The organism is Sphingomonas sinipercae (genome assembly GCF_011302055.1).
Classification (GTDB): domain Bacteria; phylum Pseudomonadota; class Alphaproteobacteria; order Sphingomonadales; family Sphingomonadaceae; genus Sphingomicrobium; species Sphingomicrobium sinipercae.
In genome coordinates this window covers 1,788,732-1,807,625 of sequence record NZ_CP049871.1, presented here as the reverse complement: position 1 = coordinate 1,807,625, position 18,894 = coordinate 1,788,732, and the positions used below count along the sequence as shown (strand labels likewise).

Below are 18,894 nucleotides of genomic sequence, written 5' to 3'. Positions count from 1 at the left end.
CAATGCCGGTTGGTTCCGGCGGCGGCCGTTACGGAGTGAATCCGTGACGTCGGTCCTGTCGCTGGGCGCACGCCGGCAGCGTTCCGCTGCTCAAGCCGCGATGTCGTAGGGCTGGATCTCGCCGGACAGATAGAGCGAGCGGGCCTTGGTCCGCGACAGCTTGCCCGAGCTGGTGCGGGGCAGGGTGCGCGGCGGGACCAGCTCGACCACCGGGCTAATGCCGGTGATGGCGTGCACCCGCTGGCGGATGTCGTCGCGCAGGCGGCCGCGCTCCTGGGGATCGGAAATGCGGCAGTGGACCAGCACGGCCGGCGTTTCCTCGCCCGACGGTCCGGTGATTGCGAAAGCGGCGATGTCGCCGGACTTGAAGCCGGGCAATTGCTCGACCGCCCATTCGATATCCTGCGGCCAGTAATTGCGGCCGTTGATGATGATCATGTCCTTGGCGCGGCCGACGATGTAGATGTAGCCGGACGACAAATAGCCCATGTCGCCGGTGTCGAGCCAACCGTCGGCGGACAGGCAGGCGCTGGTCGATTCCTCGTCGCGGAAATAGCCGACCATGATCGATTGGCCGCGGACGTGGATCTTGCCGATCGAGCGGTCGCCGAGCAGCTCGCCGCCAGGGCCGCGGACTTCGACGTCCATGCCTTCGACCGGCTTGCCGCAATTGACGATGGCGCGGTAGCGCTTGGGCCGGCCGGGGCCGCTGTCCTCGCCGCCCGAAAGCTCCGATTCCTCGACCAGCTCCATGCGGATGCCCTCGCCCGGCGGCATCAGCGATACGGCGAGCGTGGCTTCGGCAAGGCCATAGCTGGGGCAGAAGCTGGAAGCTTCGAAGCCGGCCTCGGCAAACGTATCGACGAACGCCTGCATCACGTCGGGGCGGATCATGTCGGCGCCGTTGCCGGCGATCCGCCAGCGCGACAGGTCGAAGCGTTCCGACGCGCGCGTCAGCGACGAGGTGCGCCGCGCGCAAATGTCATAGCCGAAGGTCGGCGAATAACTGAGCGTGTGGCCCGGGTTGCGGGTGATGAGGTCGAGCCAGGCGAGCGGCCGGCGGGCGAAATCCTCGGTCTTCAGATAATCGACCGACATCTGGTTTGCGACCGGCGACAGCAGGCAGCCGACCAGGCCCATGTCGTGATACCAGGGCAGCCAGGAGACGACCCGGTCGGCGGGCTCCAGCTTCAGGCCGATGCCGTGCGCGCGCAGGTTGTCGAGCAGGCCGCGATGGGTGACGGCGACGCCGTGCGGGAAGCGGGTCGAGCCGCTGGAATATTGCAGGTAGCCGATGTCGTCCGGCCCGGAGACGGGAAGCGGGGCGTCGCTGGGTTCCAGCTGGTCGAGCGTTTCCCAGCTGCGCGCGGCGATGCCGAGCTGCGCGGCGGCGTCGCCGGCGTAGGGTGCAAGCTCTTCGGGGAAGAGGAACAGCTGCGGGTCGCTGCTGCCAAGCATCACCTTGAGCTGTTCGACGTAAGCCTCACGGCCGCCGAAGCTGGTCGGCAAGGGCAGCGGCACCGGCCACAGGCCGGCGTAGATCGCGCCAAAGAAGGCTGCTGCGAATTCGGCGCCGGTTTCGGCAACCAGCGCGACGCGGTCGCCGGGCTCGAGCCCAAGACCGACAAAGCGGCGGGCCGCGAGCAAGGCATCGTCGCGCAGCTCGGCATAGGGATAAGCGCGGATCAAGGTCCCGCGCGCGTCGTGGAAATTGAGGCCGCGGCGACCTTGCGCGGCGTAATCAAGCGCTTGCCCCAAGGTTTCAAAGTCAGCGATGCGCCGCGGCTGCGAATCCACGGTCGGCGTTCCGCCCGCAGGGGCGAGATCGGCTACAATCGTTGAGTTCCGGTCGAGCACGCCACCAATTCCAGCTTTTTGTTGCACGGGCGCCCGCGATCCAGCCTCGGAACGGTCGGGCGGTTTTGTGATGGGGGGGGAGTGTGGCACAAAAACGGCGCATGGCCGCCGACCGTCCCCAAAAGCCGCGCCCGCCCCTCGACGCCGGACGGCTGGACGAACTCGCGCTGCGCTACGTCGGGCGGTTCGCGACGACCCGCGCGAAATTGCATGGCTATTTGCAGCGCAAGGTCCGGCAGCGCGGCTGGGGCGGCGACGGCGGCCCGCCGCTGGAAGCGATCGTGGAGCGGCTCGCGGACCTTGGCTATATCGACGACGCGGCCTTCGCGATGGCCAAGACCAGGGCGTTGAGCAGCCGAGGCTATGGCAAGCAGAGGGTGCAGCAAAGCCTGCACGCGGCCGGTGTCGGCGACGACGATTCGGTCGACGCGATCGCCCTTGCCGACAGCGAACGGGTCGAGGCCGCGCTGCGCTTCGCCCGCCGCCGCCGGCTTGGCCCCTTCGCCGCCGACGCAAAGGCGCGCGAGGAGCGGGAACGGGCAATCGCGGCGATGATCCGGGCCGGGCATTCGTTCGCGCTGTCGCGGGCCATCGTCGCCATGGAGCCGGGCGCAAACGTCGATCTCGAAGCGCTCGTCGAAAAGCGGTAGTGGGGCTGGCCGGAGTCGTTTAAGCGGCGAGCTAACAAATGTTAAAGAGCATGCGGTTGCCGAACCCCAGCGCGCCACAACCCGAAATTTCACCGGCCCCGGCCCCGGCGCCCGCTTCGGCGCCCGAGCCAGGCGATCTCCCGCCCGTGCGCGCGCAGGTTAAATGGTTCGATGCGACGCGCGGCTTCGGCTTCCTGGTCAGTGATGCGGTGGACGGCGACATCCTGATCCATTTCACCGTCCTTCGCGAGCATGGCCGAAGGAGCCTGCCCGAAGGCGCGGTCGTCGAGTGCATTCCGCAGCGGCTGGAACGGGGGCTGCAGGCGCGCAAGGTGTTGTCCATCGACGCCGCCGCCGCGGCGCCGCCGCTGCCTCGGCGGGTGCCCGCCGCAACCGACCGTGCCGACCGGCACGCGCTTGCCGGCCAGGCAGGCGAATTCGAGACCGTCGAAGTCAAATGGTTCAACCGCAACAAAGGTTATGGCTTTGTCGTTCGAGTCGGGGTCGATGCCCAGGACGTGTTCGTGCATATGGAAACGGCAAGGCAGTGCGGAGTGGGTGAATTGCAGCAGGGACAATTGCTCGAGGCGCGGATCGCCGAGAGCGCGAAGGGACTAACCGCCGTCGAATTGCGGCTGCCGTGATTAAGCGGGCGGCGATGACGATCGGCTTTGCGCTGGCGGTCGGGGCCTGTGCCCCCAACGGGCCGAGCGGCGATTCCGGACAACCGCTCGGGCTTTCGGAAGCAGGCCTGCAACAGATTCCGCTGACCGTTACCGCGGCCAACGGCGTGCATCGCTTCGTGGTCGAAGTGGCGAGCACTCCCGAACAGCAGGCGCAGGGGCTGATGCACCGCCAGTCGCTGGCGCCGGACCGGGGCATGATTTTCCCCTACGACCCGCCGGAACCGGCGTCCTTCTGGATGCGCAACACGCTGATCCCGCTCGACATGATTTTCGTCCGCCCCGACCGCACCATCGCCCGGATCGTCACCGCGGTGCCGCTCGACGAGACGGCGGTGCCGGCCAATGAGCTGGTTTCCGCGGTGCTCGAGATTCCCGGCGGCCGCGCGGCCGAACTAGGCATCCGCGAAGGCGACAAGGTGGAGTGGTCGGCCCCTTAGGGCGCTTGCGATTTGGCGAACCGCGGGGCAAGGCGCGCGGCATGGGATTTTGGTCCAGAACCTTCACCTGGTGGAACGGCGCGACCTGGGGAACAAAGCTGTTCACCTGGCGCCACGGCGACGAGGTCGGCCGCGACGACGCCGGCAACGTCTATTACCAGCATAGCAAGCACCCGGGACGCCGCTGGGTCATCTACGACGGCGCCAACGACGGCAGCCGCGTGCCGCCGCAATGGCAGGCGTGGCTAAAGGGCACCATCGAGGCGCTTCCGGAACAGGCGTTGCCGCCAAAGCGGGCGTTCGAGCGCGCGCCGGTTCCCAATGCGACCGGGACGATGGCCGCCTTCCGGCCCGACGGCGCGCTTGGCAGCGGCAAGATCAGGCCCGCCTCGACCGGCGACTACAAGCCCTGGATCCCGGAATAACTGTGCGCCGAAGCGCCGTCCTTACGCTGGCACCGATGCTTGCGCTCGCCGTCGGCCTGAGCGCTTGCGGCAAGCAGGACAAGCCCGCCGCCCAGAAGCAGGGCCAGGCGCAGCCGCAGGCTGCGGCGCGGACCGGCGCGGCGCAGGACGTGACCCCGATGGCCGAGCGGGTGGCGGTTCTTGGCCTGCTCAACAAGCGCAACGGGATCGTCCGCGACCTGACCTTGAAGCCGGGGCAGGCCGTCCGGTTCAAGGACGTCATCGTCCGCCTGCGCGCCTGCGAGGCGTCGGCGCCGTGGGAAGCGGAGAAACTGACCGGCGCCTTCGTCCAGGTCGACGTGCAGCGCCGCGACACGAAGTGGGACCGCGTCTTTTCAGGCTGGCTGTACAAGGAGACGCCGTCGCTGAACGTCGTCCAGCACCCCGTCTATGACGTCTGGCCCAAAAGCTGCGCGATGACTTTCCCCGGCGGCACTCCGGTGCCCGAGGCGGAGGCTTCGAGCAACGCGTCGAGCGCGAAGAAATCGCCGGGACCATCGCCAAGCGCGGCGGACAACGACGACACATAATCGTCGCGCGGCACGCTGACCGCCCCGAGCGATTCGAGGTGGTCGGTCATGAACTGGCAGTCCAGCAGGGTGAAGCCGCCCACCCGAAGCCGGGCGACGAGCCAGGCCAGCGCCACTTTCGATGCGTCGGTGCGCCGGCTGAACATGCTTTCGCCGAAGAAAGCGCGGCCGAGCTTCACGCCATAGAGCCCGCCGACCAGCGAGTCGCCCGACCACACCTCCACCGAATGGGCATGGCCGAGCCGATGAAGCGCAAGCATGGCGCGCTCGATATCGGCGTTGATCCAGGTTTCCGGGCGGTCGGCGCAGGCGAGCAGGACGCCGGCAAAATCCCGGTCGCGCGTGACGGTGAAGCGATCGGCGGTGACCGTCCGGCGTAGCGACCGGGAAACGTGGAAGCCGTCGAGCGGAATGATCGCCCGGCTGCGCGGTTCGACCCAGAACAGCTCCGCCGCGTCGCGCCCGTCGGCCATCGGGAAAATGCCCATCGCATAGCCTTGCAGGAGCAAGCGAGGGTCGAGCGCCGTCATGGCGTCAGTATCGCCGCTGGCTCGCGCCTTGTCAGCCGAAAGTCAGAGAATCTCCCGAACCTTTTCCTGCGGGCGACACAGGCGCACGCCCTTCGCGGTCTTAACGAGCGGGCGGTTGATCAGGATCGGGTGCCGGATCATCGCGTCCAAAATGGTGTCGTCGTCGATATCCGGTGCGGTCAGGCCGAGGTCTTCGGCCAGCGGCTCCTTGGCGCGCAGTCCCTCGCGCGCGGACAGTCCCGCGGCGGCGTATAACGCCTTCAATTCTTCGCGGGTCGGGGGGTCCTTGAGATACTCCCTGACCTGCACGTCGGCCCCGGCATCGCGCAGGATCTCGAGCGTCTTGCGCGACGTGCCGCAGGCCGGGTTGTGGAATATCGTTGCTGGTGTGGAACGATTCATCATAGGGACAGGGTTTAGCCCTTAGCGACCGTCAACGCCAAGCCGTTGCGCAAGCGCGGCAGGCCGTCCGGGATTGTCGCGAACCCGGAACGTTATTTGTGCCGCGTCGTTTCTGGGCCGTGACATGCATCCTCCCCGCGCGGTGAAATTTGCGCCTGCGGAGCACGTCCGATTGATCAATGAACGGGAGAATTCACTATGAAAAAAGCTCTTTTGGCCGCCGTTGCGGCGAGTGCACTGTCGCTTGGCGCCTGCGCCAACAATCCGAACCTTGCCCGTAACGCCGGTGTCGGCGCTCTGGGCGGCGCTGCTGTCGGCGCGGTGATCCCGGGTGTCAGCGTCGCCGAAGGCGCGATTGCCGGTGCGGCGATCGGTGGCCTGTCCGGCGCGATCTGGGCCGATTCCAACAACGACGGCTATGTCGACGGCTATCAGTACAACAACCAATATTATGCCGGCACCCCGGCTGGTTATGACAACACGCTTGGCCGTGTCGCCACCGGTGCGGGCATCGGCGCTGCTGCCGGCGCGGTTGCCGGCGCGCTCATCCCGGGCGTCAGCGTCCTGACCGGCGCGGTCGTCGGCGCCGCCGTCGGCGGTCTTGCCGGCGCCGTCTGGCACGACAGCAACAACGACGGCCAGGTCGACGGTTACATGTACCAGGGCCGTTACTACCAGGGCGCCCCGGCGACCACGACGACCCCGGCGTACAGCACCCCGGTTCGCAGCGGCGAGCGCGGTTAATTGCGCCACGCCAGTGACCAGTAAGCGTAACATGCGCACCGGCTTCGTGCCGGTGCGCAACCTTTCAAGACTAAGCGGCGTCGTTGCAGCATTGCTTGCAACGGCGCCGTTTGGCCTGGCATCGACCCCCGCCTTCGCGGCCCAGCCGGCGCAAGCGCAGCCGGCCGATGCCTCAATCAACGAATTTTACGCGGCCCGCGCGGGCGCGCCCGTGTGGACTGAGAGCGGACGGCCCAATGCCGCCGGGCAGGCGCTGCTCGGCTTGCTTGCGTCCGCGCAGGCCGATGGCCTCAATCCCGCCAGATATCGCTCGCCAGCGCTGGCCGGCGCTTTGCAGGCGGCGCAATCGCCCAAGCGCAAGGTCGCGGCCAGGGCGGCGCGCGACGCCGAATTGCTGCTTAGCCGCGCCTATGTCGATTACGCCCGCGACCTGCGCGCCGCGCCGGCGGCGGGCATGGAGTTCTTCGATCCGTCGCTGCGCCCGGTCGCACCGCCGGCCCGGACCCTCCTGTCGATGGCCGCGGCCGCGCCGTCCCTGCCGACCTTCATCCGCGAAATGCGCTGGATGAACCCGGCTTACGCGCAGCTTCGCCAGGCGCTGATCGCCAATGCCGATCCCGACAAGCGCGAAATGCTTCAGCTCAACCTTGCCCGCGCCCGGGTGCTGCCCGGCCGCACCGACCGCTTCGTGGTGGTCAATGCGGCGGCGCAGCGGCTGGACATGTTCGACGGCGGCAAGCTCGTCGATTCGATGCGGGTCGTGGTCGGCAAGCAAAAGGACAACAGCCGGACGCCGATGCTGGCGTCGTCGATCCGGCTCGCCAACCTCAACCCTTATTGGAACGTCCCGCCCGACCTTGCGGCGGAGCGGATCGCGCCGTTCGTCGTCAAGTCCGGCGCCAAATATCTCAAGCAGCATCATTATGAAGTGCTGTCCGACTGGTCGCCGGACGCCAGCCCGGTCGATCCGGCGACGATCGACTGGCAGGGCGTGGCCGACGGCAAGGTCGAGGTGCGGGTTCGCCAGTTGCCCTTCCGCGGCAATTCGCTGGGCAAGGTGAAATTCAACTTCCCCAACCCCTATGGCGTCTACCTGCACGACACGCCGGACAAGCAGTTGCTGACCGAAGACACGCGCCTGTTCAGCGGCGGCTGCATCCGGCTGGAGGATGCGGCGCGCTTCGGCGAGTGGCTGTTCGGGCACGAGCTGACGACGGCGTCGAGCGACCCGGAACTGCCGGTGCCGCTGGATCGGCCGGTGCCGGTCTATGTCACCTACATGACGGCCGAGCCGACCGGATCGACCATCACGTACTTCAACGACGTGTACGGCTGGGACGCGGAGCGCCTGGCCCAGATCCACGGCGGCGGGGTCCGGGCGGGAAACTAGCCCGCGGCGGCGCTCATCGAACGCGCCAGACAGCCCGATAATTGGTCGAATAGGGGACCGGCCTGCCGGAAGGGTCGCGGGCTGGGTCGAAGCGCAGCCGCTGGCGCGCGAGGCCGCATAGCCCGCCATCGATGAAGGGGTCCCCGCTCGATTCGATCAGCTGGCAGCCGGCGACCTGGCCGCGCGCATCGACGCGAAGCGCCAGTGCCGCCGATCCGGACGCCAGCCGGCCACCGGTCACCGCGCGATAATCGCCCCGAGTCAGGTTGCGGATCAGCCTGGCGGGGAGGCCGCCGCCGTTGCCGGCCCCGTTACCAGCGCCGCCATTGCCATTGCCATTGCCGTTGCCGCCGCCACCGCCCGATCGCGCGCTGCCCGTGCCGGCGATGTTGGCGGCGACGACCGGGTTGCTGGTGGGGATCGGGATCCGGGGTTCCGGGACGACGACGGGCGAGGGCGAGGGCTTCTTTTCCGGCGCGCCGGCCGATGACGGCTTTGGCCTGGGCTGTTCCTTGGACGGCGGAGGGGGTGGAGGCGGCGGCGGTTTCGGAACGATCACGTCGAAGGTCGACATGCGCTCAACCGCCTGGTGCACGAGGCGGACGTTGAGGCCGCTGAGGATGACCGCGCCGAGCAGCGCGTGGACGGCCGCGACCGCGGCGATCGCCTTCCACCTGCCGTTCCGGTCCGTGGCCTGGTAACTGCTCATTGCGTGCGCCTCGTCACCGGGCGACAACGCGCGAGCAGGCGATGGGTTGAGCCCTTATTCGGCAGTCCGAGTCGCCACGTCGAGCGAGATCCGCATCGCGAATTTCATCCCGTCCGGGTCCCACTGCGTTTCGGAAGTCCCGCGCAACTGCCGTTCGATGCTGGTGCGGATGATGCGCGAGCCGAAACCGGACGCTGTGGGGACGGCGACCGCGGGGCCGGCGCTTTCTTCCCATAGCAGCTGGAGCACGGGCTCGGGGGGCTCGGTCGGGCCCCAGCGGATCGTCAGCCGGCCGGAAGGCACGGACAATGCGCCATATTTGGCCGCGTTGGTCGCAAGCTCGTGCAGGACGAGGGCCAGCGACTGGGCCGCCGCGGGCTTGAGCAACATCGATGGGCCATCGGTTTCGACCTGCTGCGCCTGGCTGTCGGCGAACGGGGCCATTTCTTCGCGCACCAATTGCGCCAGGTCGACGCCTTCCCAGCGCGATTCGGCGAGCAGGCTGTGCGCCCGCCCGAGCGACTGGATCCGGCCGACGACGCCTTGCTGCAGCGATTCGACGGTGTCGGCCTTGGTCAGCAAGACGACCGACTGGACCACCGCGAGCAAATTCTTGGCGCGGTGGTCGACTTCGCGGGCAAGCAGCCGTTCGCGCTCCTCCGCCGCCTTGCGTTCGCTGATTTCCACGACCCAGATGCCGACGGCCTGGACCTCCGCAGCCTCGTCCAAAATCGGGTAGAACCCGGTCAGCCAGTGGCGCGTGACGCCGGGGCGGAGCGGGGTTTCGCCTTTGATCTCGACGTCGCGGACCGACTCGCCGGTGGCGAAGACACGGTCGATGACTTGCTCGACGCTCTCCGCATCGACTTGCACGATGTCGCGGATGGTCCGGCCGATATGCGCTTCCGCGGCGATGCCGTTGATCCCGGCAAGTTCCTGATTGATGCGCAGGTAGCGGTAATCCCGGCTGAAAAAGGCAAGGCCGATCGGCGCGCTTTCGTAGAGGGAATTGAGTTCGGCCAGGCGGCTTGCGGCCAGGGCTTCCGCCCGTTCGGTTTCGTTCAGGGCACGGGTGCGGCGTTCCTCGCTGACCGCGGCGACGAACAAGGTCATTGCCGCGGCGATCGCCAGGAATTGCTGGACCAGAAGCATGCCCGCGGCCGGATTTTCCTGCGCGAACGGACCGAAGCCGCTTGCCGTCCCGGCCACGGCGAGGATCGCCATGACCGCCAGGCTGGAGGTCGCGCCGATCGTCCGCAGGTTGAATGCCGCCCAGATCAGGATCGGATAAAGGTAGAAGGCGCGGACTCGCGCCTCGGCGAAATAGACGAGCCAGGTAACGAGTGCGGTCGCCGCGAGGATAGCCGCGAGATGCACCCAGTCCTTGCGTCCAAGCCTTTGGCCGCCTGCTTCCCAGGCCAGGACGAAGGCGCCGAAGATGAGGATGCCAAGGACGTCGCCGAGCGTCCAATTCAGCAGGAAGGTCAAAGTCCCGCCAAAGGTCGCGGGAACCGCGCCTTCGAGCGTGAATATGGTGGCGGCCGACAGGCCTGAAACCAACGCCGCCGCGATCCCTGCCGCAAGCAGCGCCGCAAGGTCGCGGAGCTGCCGAAGCCTCGGCCGGGCAGCGCCGGAAACGCGGCGCAGGACGGTCGCCCCGGCAACGGCCGCTGCCGCCTTGCTGAGGGACAGTGCAAGGTCGGCGGCGAAGGAATGCGTGTTGCTGGTCAGCTGGAGCGTCGCCAGCATTGCAAGCCCGACCGCGGGCCAGAAGCGCAGGCCGGCGATCGACAGGCCGGCCACCGCAATCCCGGCGGCGGGCCAGATCGGCGGCGCGACGCCGGTCCGCAACGACCATTCGCTGCCCATCACCGCCGGCACCAAATAGCCGAGAAAAATCAGGACGCTGGCAAACAGCCAGTGGGAGTGCCGGACGGGGTCTAATCCCTCCGTCGCCAATCCGGCCTCGCTATCGCTGCTCACGCGCGAGGCGGCTGCTCCCCGGAGGCCTGGCGATCTTCGGATTCCAGCCACCGCTCCAGCCACTTGATGGTATAGTCGCCGGCCAGGAATTCAGGGTCGCGAACGATCGCCTGGTGCAGCGGGACGGTCGTCTTCATGCCCTCCACCACGAACTCCTCAAGCGCACGGCGAAGCCGCATGATGCAGCGTTCGCGAGTCGTCCCGTAGACGATCAGCTTGCCGATCATGCTGTCATAGTAAGGCGGCACCCGATAGCCGGTATAAAGGCCACTATCGACGCGCACGTGCATTCCGCCCGGCGCGACATAGTTCTTCACCAGCCCTGGCGACGGCGCGAAGGTTTGCGGATCCTCGGCGTTGATCCGGCATTCGATCGCGTGACCGTGGAGGCGGATATCTTCCTGCTTGCAGGACAGCCCGTCGCCCTGCGCGACCCGAATCTGCTCGCGCACCAGGTCGATGCCGCTGATCATCTCGGTCACCGGATGCTCGACCTGCAGCCGGGTGTTCATCTCGATGAAGTAGAATTCGCCGTTCTCGTAGAGGAACTCGATGGTGCCGGCGCCGCGATAGCCCATTTCGGCCATCGCGTTGCGGACGATCTCGCCCATGCGCTCGCGCTCTTCGGGCGTGATGACCGGGGAGGGCGCTTCCTCCAGCACCTTCTGATGTCGGCGCTGCAGCGAGCAGTCGCGCTCGCCCAGGTGGATGGCATTGCCCTCGCCATCGCCGAACACCTGGAATTCGATGTGGCGCGGGTCGGACAGGTATTTTTCCATGTAGACGGTGTCGTCGCCGAAGGCCGCGCGAGCCTCGGACGCGGCTTGGCTCATCAGGCTTTCGAGCTGGTCTTCGGACGGCACGACCTTCATGCCGCGGCCGCCGCCGCCGGATGCGGCCTTGATCAGCACCGGATAGCCGATCTCGCGCGCCATAGCCTGCGCTTCGGCAATGCTTTCCAGCGGGCCGGGTGAGCCGGGAACGAGTGGCAGGCCGAGCTTGGCGGCGGTCCGCTTCGCCTCGATCTTGTCGCCCATGGTGCGGATATGCTCGGGCTTGGGCCCGACCCAGACGATGTTGTGAAGCTCGACGATCTCCGCGAACTGCGCGTTTTCGGACAGGAAGCCGTAGCCCGGATGGATGGCGTCGGCGTGGACGACCTCGGCAGCCGAAATGATGTTGGGGATGTTGAGATAGGAATCGGTCGCGGCGGGCGGGCCGATGCACACCGTCTCGTCCGCCAGCCGGACGTGCATTGCGTCGGCGTCGGCGGTCGAGTGCACCGCCACCGTCTTGATGCCCATTTCATGGCAGGCACGGTGAATGCGCAGCGCGATTTCGCCGCGGTTGGCGATCAGCAGTTTCTTGATTGGCATGGGTTAGCCGATCACCACCAGCACCTGGTCGAACTCGACCGGCTGGCCGTCCTCGATCAGCACCTGCTTGACGGTGCCGGCCGACGGCGCGGTGATCGGGTTCATCACCTTCATCGCCTCGACGATCAGCAGCGTGTCGCCGGCCTTGACGCTGTCGCCAATGCTGACGAAGCGCTTGGCCCCGGGCTCGGGCGACAGGAAGGCGGTGCCGACCATCGGGGACTTGACCGGTTCGCCCGCGACCGACTGGTCCTGCGACGAGGCGGAGGAGCTTGCCCCTTCAGCCGGCGCCTGTGGAGCCGGCGAAGCCATCGGCGCGGACGCGAAAGTGGGCGCCGACGGACCGGCAATCACCGCCGGCGCTTCGCGCTTGACCTTGATCTTGCGATCGCCGTCCTCGACCTCGATTTCGGTCAGCTCGTTCTGATTGAGGAGCTCGGCAAGTTCACGCACCAGCGCGGAATCGACGCGCATCGCGCTCGTGGCTGCGCCGCCTTGTTTCGGTTCGGCCATGCAAATCCCCTGTTGAATTCGAAACCTGATGGGTTGCCGGCGGGTGGCGTCGGCTCGACGCGCCTCTATATGAGCCGCAGACATGACTGCAACGGCTTCGTCACAATCGCTCACCGTGCAGGTGAACGGACAAACGCACCGGATCGCGCCCGGATGCACGATCGCAGCGATGCTAAGCGCGCTCGGCATCGCGCCCGAGCGAGTCGCGGTCGAGCGGAACCGGGAGATCGTCCCGCGATCGACGCTGGGCGACGTCGCGGTGAACGAGGGCGACGCGTTCGAGATCGTCCATTTCGTCGGAGGAGGTTGAAGTGAATGCGGCAAGCGAAGTGAAAGCGGACAGCTGGACCGTCGCCGGGCGCAACTTCAGCTCGCGGCTGATCGTCGGCACCGGCAAATATAAGAGCTTCGAGGAGAATGCCGCCGCGGTCGAGGCGAGCGGCGCGGAGATCGTCACCGTTGCGGTGCGGCGCGTGAATGTCGCCGACCCGTCGCAGCCGATGCTGACCGATTTCATCGACCCGAAAAAGGTCATGTACCTGCCCAACACCGCCGGCTGCTTCACTGCCGACGACGCGATCCGAACGCTCCGGCTGGCGCGCGAGGCGGGGGGATGGACCCTGGTCAAGCTGGAGGTGCTGGGGGAAGCGCGCACGCTGTACCCCGACATGCGCGAGACGCTGAAAGCCACCGAAGTGCTGGTCAGGGAAGGCTTCGAGCCGATGGTCTATTGCGTCGACGATCCGATCGCCGCGAAGCAGCTTGAGGAAGCCGGCGCGGTGGCGATCATGCCGCTGGGCGCGCCGATCGGGTCGGGGCTGGGAATCCAGAACCGGGTCACGATCCGGCTGATCGTCGAAGGCGCCGGCGTGCCGGTGCTGGTCGACGCCGGAGTCGGCACGGCCAGCGATGCCGCGCAGGCAATGGAGCTGGGCTGCGACGGCGTGCTGATGAACACCGCCATCGCCGAGGCCAAGGACCCGGTGCTGATGGCGCGGGCAATGAAGAATGCCGTCGAGGCCGGGCGGCAGGCGTATCTGGCCGGGCGGATGCCCAAGCGCCGCTACGCCGACCCGAGCAGCCCACTGGCGGGGCTGATCTAGCAACGGTTCCGGCCCGCGAGCGTTTTTCGCCGGTGCACGATTTCGCGGCCCTTCGCGAGGCAATGGTCCAAAGGCAGATCGCCGATCGCGGGATCGAGGATACGCGCATCCTCGATGCGTTCCGGGAGGTTCCGCGCGAACTGTTCGTCTCAATCGAGCAGGCGGCTCGTGCCTATGACGACCACCCCCTGCCGATCGAGTGCGGGCAGACGATTTCGCAGCCCTATATCGTGGCGCTGATGATCGAGGCGGCGGGCGTGAAAGCGGGCGACCGCGTGATCGAGGTCGGTGCCGGCTCGGGCTATGCCACGGCGATCCTCAGCCAAATCGCCGGCGAGGTGTTCGCGATCGAGCGGCACCCTGAGCTTGCGGACTTGGCGCGCGACCGGCTGCGCCGGCTTGGCTACAACAACGCCCACATTGCCGCGGGTGACGGCACGCTTGGTTGGCCGGAAGCAGCGCCCTTCGACGCCATCTTCGCCGCGGCGAGCGGGAGCCACATACCCGAGCCGCTGCTCGAGCAGCTTGCACCCGGCGGTCGCCTCGTCATGCCGATCGGAGCAGCGGCGGCCGGGCAGACGCTGGTGCGGGTGACGCGCACTGCAGAGGGGCGCATCGTCGAGGATGAACTCTGCCCGGTGCGCTTCGTGCCGCTGATCGGCAGGGAAGGGTGGAGCGAGGACTAGACCAAGCATTTCCGAGACGGAGTCGAAAGCGGGGCGATGACTGCCAGATCGGACCCAATTTAAGTTAATGCGAATCGAAAGGCCGCGTTAGGCCGTCGCGATAAATTCCTAGTGTATACAAGGAAGTAAGCGATGGCGCGTAACCGAGGCCGAAATCAATTGTTGGGGAAGTTTGCTGACGAGCTGCCGTCGCATCTGGCGCTCCCGGCGCACCAGATAGCGGCGATTGGAAATCCGGCGATCCCGCTGCGCGAACTGGCCAGCGCCGAATTCTATCGGCTCGATACGCTCGGCCGGCCAATCCGCTTGTGGGGCGAGCGGCCGGAGCTTGCGGCGGAGCTGAACGAACGGCTGTTCCGCGCCGCGGAGGAAGCCGCGATCAACTGATCAGGAGCGCTCGCGGAGCGCCGAAATCGTCGTCGCGTTGCTGATCACTTCGACGTCGGTCCTGCAGTGGATCAGGCGGATTCCGCGCTGCTCCATCGCCCGGTCGAGCGCGGGGGCGAAATCCTCGGTACGCTCGACTGTCTCGGACCAGCCGCCATAGGCTCGGGCCAGTGCAGCGAAGTCCGGGCTTTTGAGTGCGGTCGCCGAGATGCGGTCGGGATATTCGCGTTCCTGGTGCATCCGGATGGTGCCGTAGCTCGAATTGTCGACGAGGATGACGAGCAGGTCGGCGCCATATTGCGCCGCGGTTGCAAGCTCCTGCCCGTTCATAAGGAAATCGCCGTCGCCGGCGACGCAGACGACCGGCCGATCCTTGAAACGCAAGGCGGCGGCGACGGAAGCGGGAAGGCCGTAGCCCATGGATCCTGAGGTCGGCGCGAGCTGGGTCGGAGTCACGCCGTAGCGCCAATAGCGGTGCCACCAGCCGGAGAAGTTGCCGGCGCCGTTGCAGATGATTGTGTTGTGCGGAAGCTTCTCCCGCATTGCAGCGACGCACGGACCAAGGTCGAGCGCCACGCCCTCGCGCGCCTTGGGCTCCGACCATTCCAGCCACTCGCGGTGCGCTTCCTCGCCGGCGCTGAACTTGACGAGGTCGGGCTCGGCCCAGCCGGCGAGCATCTCGGCGAACTCGCCCATGTCGGCGCAGATAGGCAGGTCGGCATGATAGACGTGGCCGAGCTCATTGGGGTCGGGATGGACGTGTACCAGCGTCTGGCCGGGATGGTCGGGCGCGATCAGCTTGTAGCCGTCCGTGGTGGATTCGCCGAGGCGGGCGCCGACCGCGATGATGAGGTCGGCGTCGCGCACCCGCTGTTGCAGCTTCGGGTTAGGGCCGTAGCCGAGCTGCCCGGCATAGACCGAGCAATCATTGTCGATCGCATCCTGGCGGCGGAAGGCGGCGGCGACGGGTATGCCGTGGCGGCAGGCGAAGTTGGCGAAATGGTGGGCGGCGCGCGGGCTCCAGTCGGCGCCGCCGACGATGGCGATTGGCGCGCACGATTCCTTGACCAGCTCGAACAAGGCCTGCACCGCGCCGGGGTCGGGCGCCTCGGCCAGCGGCGGGACGGCTGGGCGGTCGGGCACGTCGACCTCGTCGCGGAGCATGTCCTCGGGAAGTGCCAGCACGACCGGACCGGGCCGACCGGCGGTGGCGACGCGCCAGGCGCGGGCGACATATTCCGGGATCCGCCGGGCATCGTCGATCCGCGCCGCCCACTTGGCGATGGGCCCGAAGAATTGGGTGAAGTCGATTTCCTGGAAGCCTTCGCGGTCGCGGTCGCCGCGGTCGAGGTCGCCGACGAACAGGATCATCGGCGTGGAATCCTGGAAGGCGACGTGGACGCCCGCGCTGGCGTTGGTCGCGCCCGGCCCGCGGGTGACGAAGGCTACGCCGGGGCGGCCGGTCATCTTGCCATCAGCGTCCGCCATGTAGGCGACGCCGCCTTCCTGCCGGCAGACGACGACGTCGATCTCCGGCGCGTCGTGGAGTGCGTCGAGGACGGCGAGGAAGCTTTCGCCCGGGACGGTGAAAATGCGGTCGCAGCCATTGATCTTGAGCTGGTCGACAAGGATTTGGCCGCCGGTGCGTGTGGTCATGGTGTGCGCATAGCGAGTGCGTGCGTCAGCGGCCAGATTGACTTCGCCCGTGCGCGCGGCAGTTTGTGTTGCGCGGGCCGCATGCCCGCTGGTTCGTGGGGGATTGATGAAAATTCTAAACGTGAAGCTGACGTTCGCCGCACTTGCGGCGATCTTTGCCGTTCAGCCAGCCGCGGCGGCACCGTGCAAGGCCGGGCCCTACATGGTGTTCTTTGAACCGGACAGCGATGAACTGACGGCGTCGGCGAAGATGATCCTAGATAATGTGGCGAGCGCGTTCAAAGGCTGCGACCAGACGCAGGTGATGATTTCCGGCCATACCGACACCCCGCGTGAGGCCGATTACAACGTCGGCCTGTCGCAGCGGATGGCCAACAACGTTCGAGCCTACCTGAACGACAAGGGCGTTCCCGCCGGCGTGATGACCGTCGAGGCGTTCGGCGAAAGCAGGCCGCTGATCGACGCGGGCGACAAGGTGGCCGAACCGCAGAACCGCCGGGTCGAAATTACTGTAGGCGCGGGCGCCGGTTGGTAAAAGAAAGGGCCGGGCATTGTCTGCCCGGCCCTTCGTTCATTGGCAGCTTTTCGCGATCAGCCGAACATCTGCGGCATTGCGAGGTCGTCGAAGCCGTAGGGATCGGGGCGGAAAGTGACCCCGGTCGGGCTGCCGGACACCGTCAGATAGGTCATGTAGACCGGAATCGGGCGCGGCAGTTCGAAGACGTGGTCGACCATCCCGCCATCGGGGACGCCGCCGAACACCCAGCCGGCGAAGCGGCGGTAATCCTCAAGCCGCACGCACCCATTGCTCAGGTGGCGTTCGTCCTTGGCGAACAGCTCCTTATGGGGCGTGTCGTGAAGGTAGATGCCGAAATCGTTGGGCATTTCGAACTTCATCTCGCCCATCGAATTCCACGGTCCGGGCAACTGGCGAACGCGTACTTCGCGACGCCCGGCAGCGACCGCTTTCCAGTCGATCGACTTGGGATCGACCTTCGTCGCGTTGGGCGACCAGTCGGACAGCACTTCGTAATGGAAGTTCTTGAAGTAGGAGAGGCCCTGCTCCTTGACCTTCTTCGCGGTCAGGCTGCGGGTCAGTTCCGGCGGCACGTTCCAATAGGGATTGGCCTTGGCGTTGCGCATCAGCACCGCCATCATCGGCGTCTTGGTCTTGGTCGAGCCGACGATCGCCTTCATGCTGTCGACCGGCCGGTCGCGGTCCATCAGGCTGACCGTCGCGGCGCCCGAATCGACGACCACATAACGGTCGAACGTGCCGGTGGTCGGCAGCCGGTAAGCGCGCTCCATATTGATGGCGATGCGCTTGGCGTAATAATTGGCGCCGCGATTGAGCGAGGCGATCGTCGCCCTACCGGCGATCCCGTCCGGCTTCCCGAGGCCGTGCACCTGCTGATAGGTTGAAACCCGGTTCTTCAGCACGTCGTCGTACGTGCCGGCCGGAAGCCCGAGCCGCTGGCGAAGGGCATTGACGCGCGCGCCTTTCTGGCCCGGCTTCAACGTGGCCCCGGCGGCAACCTTATTCTGCGGGAGCCGGCCCCAAACCGCCTGATATTGCTGCAGGCCCTGAGCGAGCTGGAAGAACATCGGGTTGGGCGCGCCGCGGCGATTCTGGTCGCCGACGCTGAACAATCGCTGCAGCCAGTTGCGCGGCCGCTGCTTGCGCTTTGCAACCGTGCTCATTTTCGGATCGACGTAAACGAAGTCGATACCCTGCTTGATCGTGCGCGGGACCGCGATCGGCTCGTCGCCGCGCGGCTGGGCCCAGGCGGGCGTCGTGGTAACCAGCGCCAAGGCGCTGAGGCTGAGGATCAATTTTTTGTGCACGATTTTCGCGCCGCAAGGCAGCGCGCTCCCGTTGTGATGTAGCGTTGGAACACTCCTGCGACCGTTTCGGTTGCGTCAGGCTGAACGTGTCGTTTCGGCCGGTGAAAGTTGGCGGTCGCGTTCCAGGGCGTGCTTGAGCTTCGCGAGCATCCCCACGGCGCGTTCGGCGTGCGGCCCGATCCAGCGTTCGTGGATGGCATGGATGGGCAGGGGATTGAGGTGGTTCCACCGTTCCCGCCCGCGCCGCTCGGCGATGATCAGTTCGGCCTGCTCCAGCACCTTGAGATGCTGCATCACGGTACAGCGGTCCAGCTCCGGGAATTGGGCGCATAGATTGCCGGTCGTCAGCGGCTGGTCGCGTAACGCGTCAAGCAAGGCGCGCCGGTGCGGCGAGGCCAACGCCCGGAACACCTGGTTGTGCTGCGTTTCAATTGACATGTTATGAAACTATAACATATCTCCCCAGCGATCAAGCAGGGAGCGAGTCGCCATGGATCCGACTTTTCGCGTTTTCATCATCGTCGACCGGCCGCGCGAGACGGTCTTCGAAGCGGTCGCCGACCCGAAGGAACTGTCCGCTTATTTCACGACCGGCGGCGCCAGCGCGCGGCTGGCCAAAGGCGCGACGGTGACCTGGGACTTCCACGATTTCCCCGGCGCTTTCCCGGTCCACGTCACCGACGTCGTCGCCAACGAGCGGATCGTGTTCGAATGGAAGGCCAACGACCCGGAAGCGGAATATCAGATCGAAGTGACGATGCGCTTCAGCGACGTCGACGGCCGACCCGGGCGCACCAAGGTCGAAGTCGAAGAGCGCGGCTGGCGATCGAGCGATGCGGCGGTCAAGGCCAGTTACGGCAATTGCATGGGCTGGTCGCAGATGCTCGCCGCACTGAAAATGTGGGTCGAGCACAGGATCAACCTGCGCGAGGGCGCTTACAAATAA

22 protein-coding genes and 1 pseudogene are annotated in these 18,894 nt (G+C 66.7%); 13 read left to right on the top strand and 10 right to left on the bottom strand.

Annotated elements, in window-relative coordinates:
* Positions 1–90: 90 nt before the first annotated feature.
* The gene (locus G7078_RS09425; RefSeq protein ID WP_246166352.1) at positions 91–1,797 is read right to left on the bottom strand and encodes a fatty acyl-AMP ligase; all 1,707 of its coding nucleotides are present in this window, start codon (positions 1,795–1,797) and stop codon (positions 91–93) included.
* A gap of 143 nt (positions 1,798–1,940) precedes the next feature.
* Between G7078_RS09425 and G7078_RS09420 the strand changes: the two genes are divergently transcribed.
* The 5 genes and pseudogenes from G7078_RS09420 to G7078_RS09400 form a co-directional block, all read left to right on the top strand.
* A complete protein-coding gene (locus G7078_RS09420; RefSeq protein WP_343037791.1) occupies positions 1,941–2,507 on the top strand; it encodes a regulatory protein RecX in 567 nt (188 codons plus the stop codon).
* Between the two features lie 146 nt (positions 2,508–2,653).
* Positions 2,654–3,151, top strand: a complete 498-nt coding sequence (locus G7078_RS09415; protein WP_246166350.1) for a cold-shock protein — start codon at positions 2,654–2,656, stop codon at positions 3,149–3,151.
* Between the two features lie 14 nt (positions 3,152–3,165).
* A complete protein-coding gene (locus G7078_RS09410; protein ID WP_166095386.1) occupies positions 3,166–3,630 on the top strand; it encodes a DUF192 domain-containing protein in 465 nt (154 codons plus the stop codon).
* 41 nt (positions 3,631–3,671) lie between these two features.
* Positions 3,672–4,055: an NADH:ubiquinone oxidoreductase subunit NDUFA12 gene (locus G7078_RS09405; RefSeq protein WP_166095383.1), complete on the top strand. Its 384-nt coding sequence runs from the start codon at positions 3,672–3,674 to the stop codon at positions 4,053–4,055.
* Between the two features lie 35 nt (positions 4,056–4,090).
* A pseudogene (locus G7078_RS09400) lies at positions 4,091–4,447 on the top strand (DUF2155 domain-containing protein); the annotation flags it as partial.
* A 35-nt stretch (positions 4,448–4,482) separates the two neighbouring features.
* On the opposite strand, the gene aat reads toward G7078_RS09400, so the two are convergent.
* On the bottom strand, positions 4,483–5,154 hold the full coding sequence (gene aat, locus G7078_RS09395) for a leucyl/phenylalanyl-tRNA--protein transferase (protein WP_166095381.1): 672 nt from the start codon (positions 5,152–5,154) through the stop codon (positions 4,483–4,485).
* Positions 5,155–5,196: 42 nt separating this feature from the next.
* On the bottom strand, positions 5,197–5,559 hold the full coding sequence (arsC, locus tag G7078_RS09390; RefSeq protein ID WP_246166349.1) for an arsenate reductase (glutaredoxin): 363 nt from the start codon (positions 5,557–5,559) through the stop codon (positions 5,197–5,199).
* Positions 5,560–5,754: 195 nt separating this feature from the next.
* Between arsC and G7078_RS09385 the strand changes: the two genes are divergently transcribed.
* Positions 5,755–6,300 carry a YMGG-like glycine zipper-containing protein gene (locus tag G7078_RS09385; RefSeq protein ID WP_166091722.1) on the top strand — a complete coding sequence of 182 codons (546 nt, stop codon included), beginning with the start codon at positions 5,755–5,757 and terminating at the stop codon, positions 6,298–6,300.
* 13 nt (positions 6,301–6,313) lie between these two features.
* Positions 6,314–7,690, top strand: a complete 1,377-nt coding sequence (locus G7078_RS09380) for a L,D-transpeptidase scaffold domain-containing protein (RefSeq protein WP_166095380.1) — start codon at positions 6,314–6,316, stop codon at positions 7,688–7,690.
* A gap of 13 nt (positions 7,691–7,703) precedes the next feature.
* Here G7078_RS09380 and G7078_RS09375 read toward each other — a convergent pair whose 3' ends face one another.
* Genes G7078_RS09375 through accB form a run of 4 tightly spaced genes read right to left on the bottom strand, consistent with a single transcriptional unit; the run spans position 7,704 to position 12,271 of the window.
* A complete protein-coding gene (locus G7078_RS09375) occupies positions 7,704–8,399 on the bottom strand; it encodes a hypothetical protein (RefSeq protein ID WP_166095378.1) in 696 nt (231 codons plus the stop codon).
* Between the two features lie 54 nt (positions 8,400–8,453).
* Positions 8,454–10,382 (bottom strand): MASE1 domain-containing protein, encoded by a 1,929-nt coding sequence (locus G7078_RS09370; protein WP_166095376.1) that lies wholly within the window; start codon positions 10,380–10,382, stop codon positions 8,454–8,456.
* On the bottom strand, positions 10,379–11,758 hold the full coding sequence (gene accC / locus G7078_RS09365; RefSeq protein ID WP_166095374.1) for an acetyl-CoA carboxylase biotin carboxylase subunit: 1,380 nt from the start codon (positions 11,756–11,758) through the stop codon (positions 10,379–10,381). Before accC ends, G7078_RS09370 begins: the two co-directional genes overlap by 4 nt.
* Positions 11,759–11,761: 3 nt before the next feature.
* The gene (gene accB, locus G7078_RS09360) at positions 11,762–12,271 is read right to left on the bottom strand and encodes an acetyl-CoA carboxylase biotin carboxyl carrier protein (protein ID WP_246166348.1); all 510 of its coding nucleotides are present in this window, start codon (positions 12,269–12,271) and stop codon (positions 11,762–11,764) included.
* An 82-nt stretch (positions 12,272–12,353) separates the two neighbouring features.
* On the opposite strand from accB, the gene thiS reads away from it, so the two are divergent.
* From thiS to G7078_RS09340, 4 genes are all read left to right on the top strand, one after another.
* Entirely contained in the window at positions 12,354–12,581 is a 228-nt protein-coding gene (thiS, locus tag G7078_RS11025) for a sulfur carrier protein ThiS (RefSeq protein ID WP_166095372.1), read from the top strand.
* A 1-nt stretch (position 12,582) separates the two neighbouring features.
* A complete protein-coding gene (locus G7078_RS09350; RefSeq protein WP_246166346.1) occupies positions 12,583–13,374 on the top strand; it encodes a thiazole synthase in 792 nt (263 codons plus the stop codon).
* 32 nt (positions 13,375–13,406) lie between these two features.
* Positions 13,407–14,060, top strand: coding sequence for a protein-L-isoaspartate(D-aspartate) O-methyltransferase (locus tag G7078_RS09345; protein WP_246166344.1), 654 nt, complete (start codon positions 13,407–13,409; stop codon positions 14,058–14,060).
* Between the two features lie 162 nt (positions 14,061–14,222).
* Complete coding sequence (locus G7078_RS09340; protein WP_166095370.1) at positions 14,223–14,447, top strand: hypothetical protein; 225 nt, start codon at positions 14,223–14,225, stop codon at positions 14,445–14,447.
* Here G7078_RS09340 and G7078_RS09335 read toward each other — a convergent pair whose 3' ends face one another.
* Entirely contained in the window at positions 14,448–16,103 is a 1,656-nt protein-coding gene (locus G7078_RS09335) for a thiamine pyrophosphate-binding protein (RefSeq protein WP_166095368.1), read from the bottom strand.
* A 106-nt stretch (positions 16,104–16,209) separates the two neighbouring features.
* On the opposite strand from G7078_RS09335, the gene G7078_RS09330 reads away from it, so the two are divergent.
* Positions 16,210–16,638 (top strand): OmpA family protein, encoded by a 429-nt coding sequence (locus G7078_RS09330; protein WP_166095365.1) that lies wholly within the window; start codon positions 16,210–16,212, stop codon positions 16,636–16,638.
* Between the two features lie 56 nt (positions 16,639–16,694).
* Here G7078_RS09330 and G7078_RS09325 read toward each other — a convergent pair whose 3' ends face one another.
* Positions 16,695–17,948 (bottom strand): L,D-transpeptidase family protein, encoded by a 1,254-nt coding sequence (locus G7078_RS09325; protein WP_166095364.1) that lies wholly within the window; start codon positions 17,946–17,948, stop codon positions 16,695–16,697.
* A gap of 75 nt (positions 17,949–18,023) precedes the next feature.
* On the bottom strand, positions 18,024–18,386 hold the full coding sequence (locus tag G7078_RS09320; RefSeq protein WP_166095362.1) for an ArsR/SmtB family transcription factor: 363 nt from the start codon (positions 18,384–18,386) through the stop codon (positions 18,024–18,026).
* Positions 18,387–18,438: 52 nt separating this feature from the next.
* Between G7078_RS09320 and G7078_RS09315 the strand changes: the two genes are divergently transcribed.
* Positions 18,439–18,894: an SRPBCC domain-containing protein gene (locus G7078_RS09315; RefSeq protein WP_166095359.1), complete on the top strand. Its 456-nt coding sequence runs from the start codon at positions 18,439–18,441 to the stop codon at positions 18,892–18,894.

Coding starts and splice junctions, on each gene's coding strand:
- G7078_RS09410 (WP_166095386.1), top strand. CDS start 3,166: ATGACGATCGGCTTTGCGCTGGCGGTCGGGGCCTGTGCCCCCAACGGG.
- G7078_RS09405 (WP_166095383.1), top strand. CDS start 3,672: ATGGGATTTTGGTCCAGAACCTTCACCTGGTGGAACGGCGCGACCTGG.
- aat (WP_166095381.1), bottom strand. CDS start 5,154: ATGACGGCGCTCGACCCTCGCTTGCTCCTGCAAGGCTATGCGATGGGC.
- arsC (WP_246166349.1), bottom strand. CDS start 5,559: ATGATGAATCGTTCCACACCAGCAACGATATTCCACAACCCGGCCTGC.
- G7078_RS09385 (WP_166091722.1), top strand. CDS start 5,755: ATGAAAAAAGCTCTTTTGGCCGCCGTTGCGGCGAGTGCACTGTCGCTT.
- G7078_RS09375 (WP_166095378.1), bottom strand. CDS start 8,399: ATGAGCAGTTACCAGGCCACGGACCGGAACGGCAGGTGGAAGGCGATC.
- accC (WP_166095374.1), bottom strand. CDS start 11,758: ATGCCAATCAAGAAACTGCTGATCGCCAACCGCGGCGAAATCGCGCTG.
- accB (WP_246166348.1), bottom strand. CDS start 12,271: ATGGCCGAACCGAAACAAGGCGGCGCAGCCACGAGCGCGATGCGCGTC.
- thiS (WP_166095372.1), top strand. CDS start 12,354: ATGACTGCAACGGCTTCGTCACAATCGCTCACCGTGCAGGTGAACGGA.
- G7078_RS09335 (WP_166095368.1), bottom strand. CDS start 16,103: ATGACCACACGCACCGGCGGCCAAATCCTTGTCGACCAGCTCAAGATC.
- G7078_RS09330 (WP_166095365.1), top strand. CDS start 16,210: ATGAAAATTCTAAACGTGAAGCTGACGTTCGCCGCACTTGCGGCGATC.
- G7078_RS09320 (WP_166095362.1), bottom strand. CDS start 18,386: ATGTCAATTGAAACGCAGCACAACCAGGTGTTCCGGGCGTTGGCCTCG.
- G7078_RS09315 (WP_166095359.1), top strand. CDS start 18,439: ATGGATCCGACTTTTCGCGTTTTCATCATCGTCGACCGGCCGCGCGAG.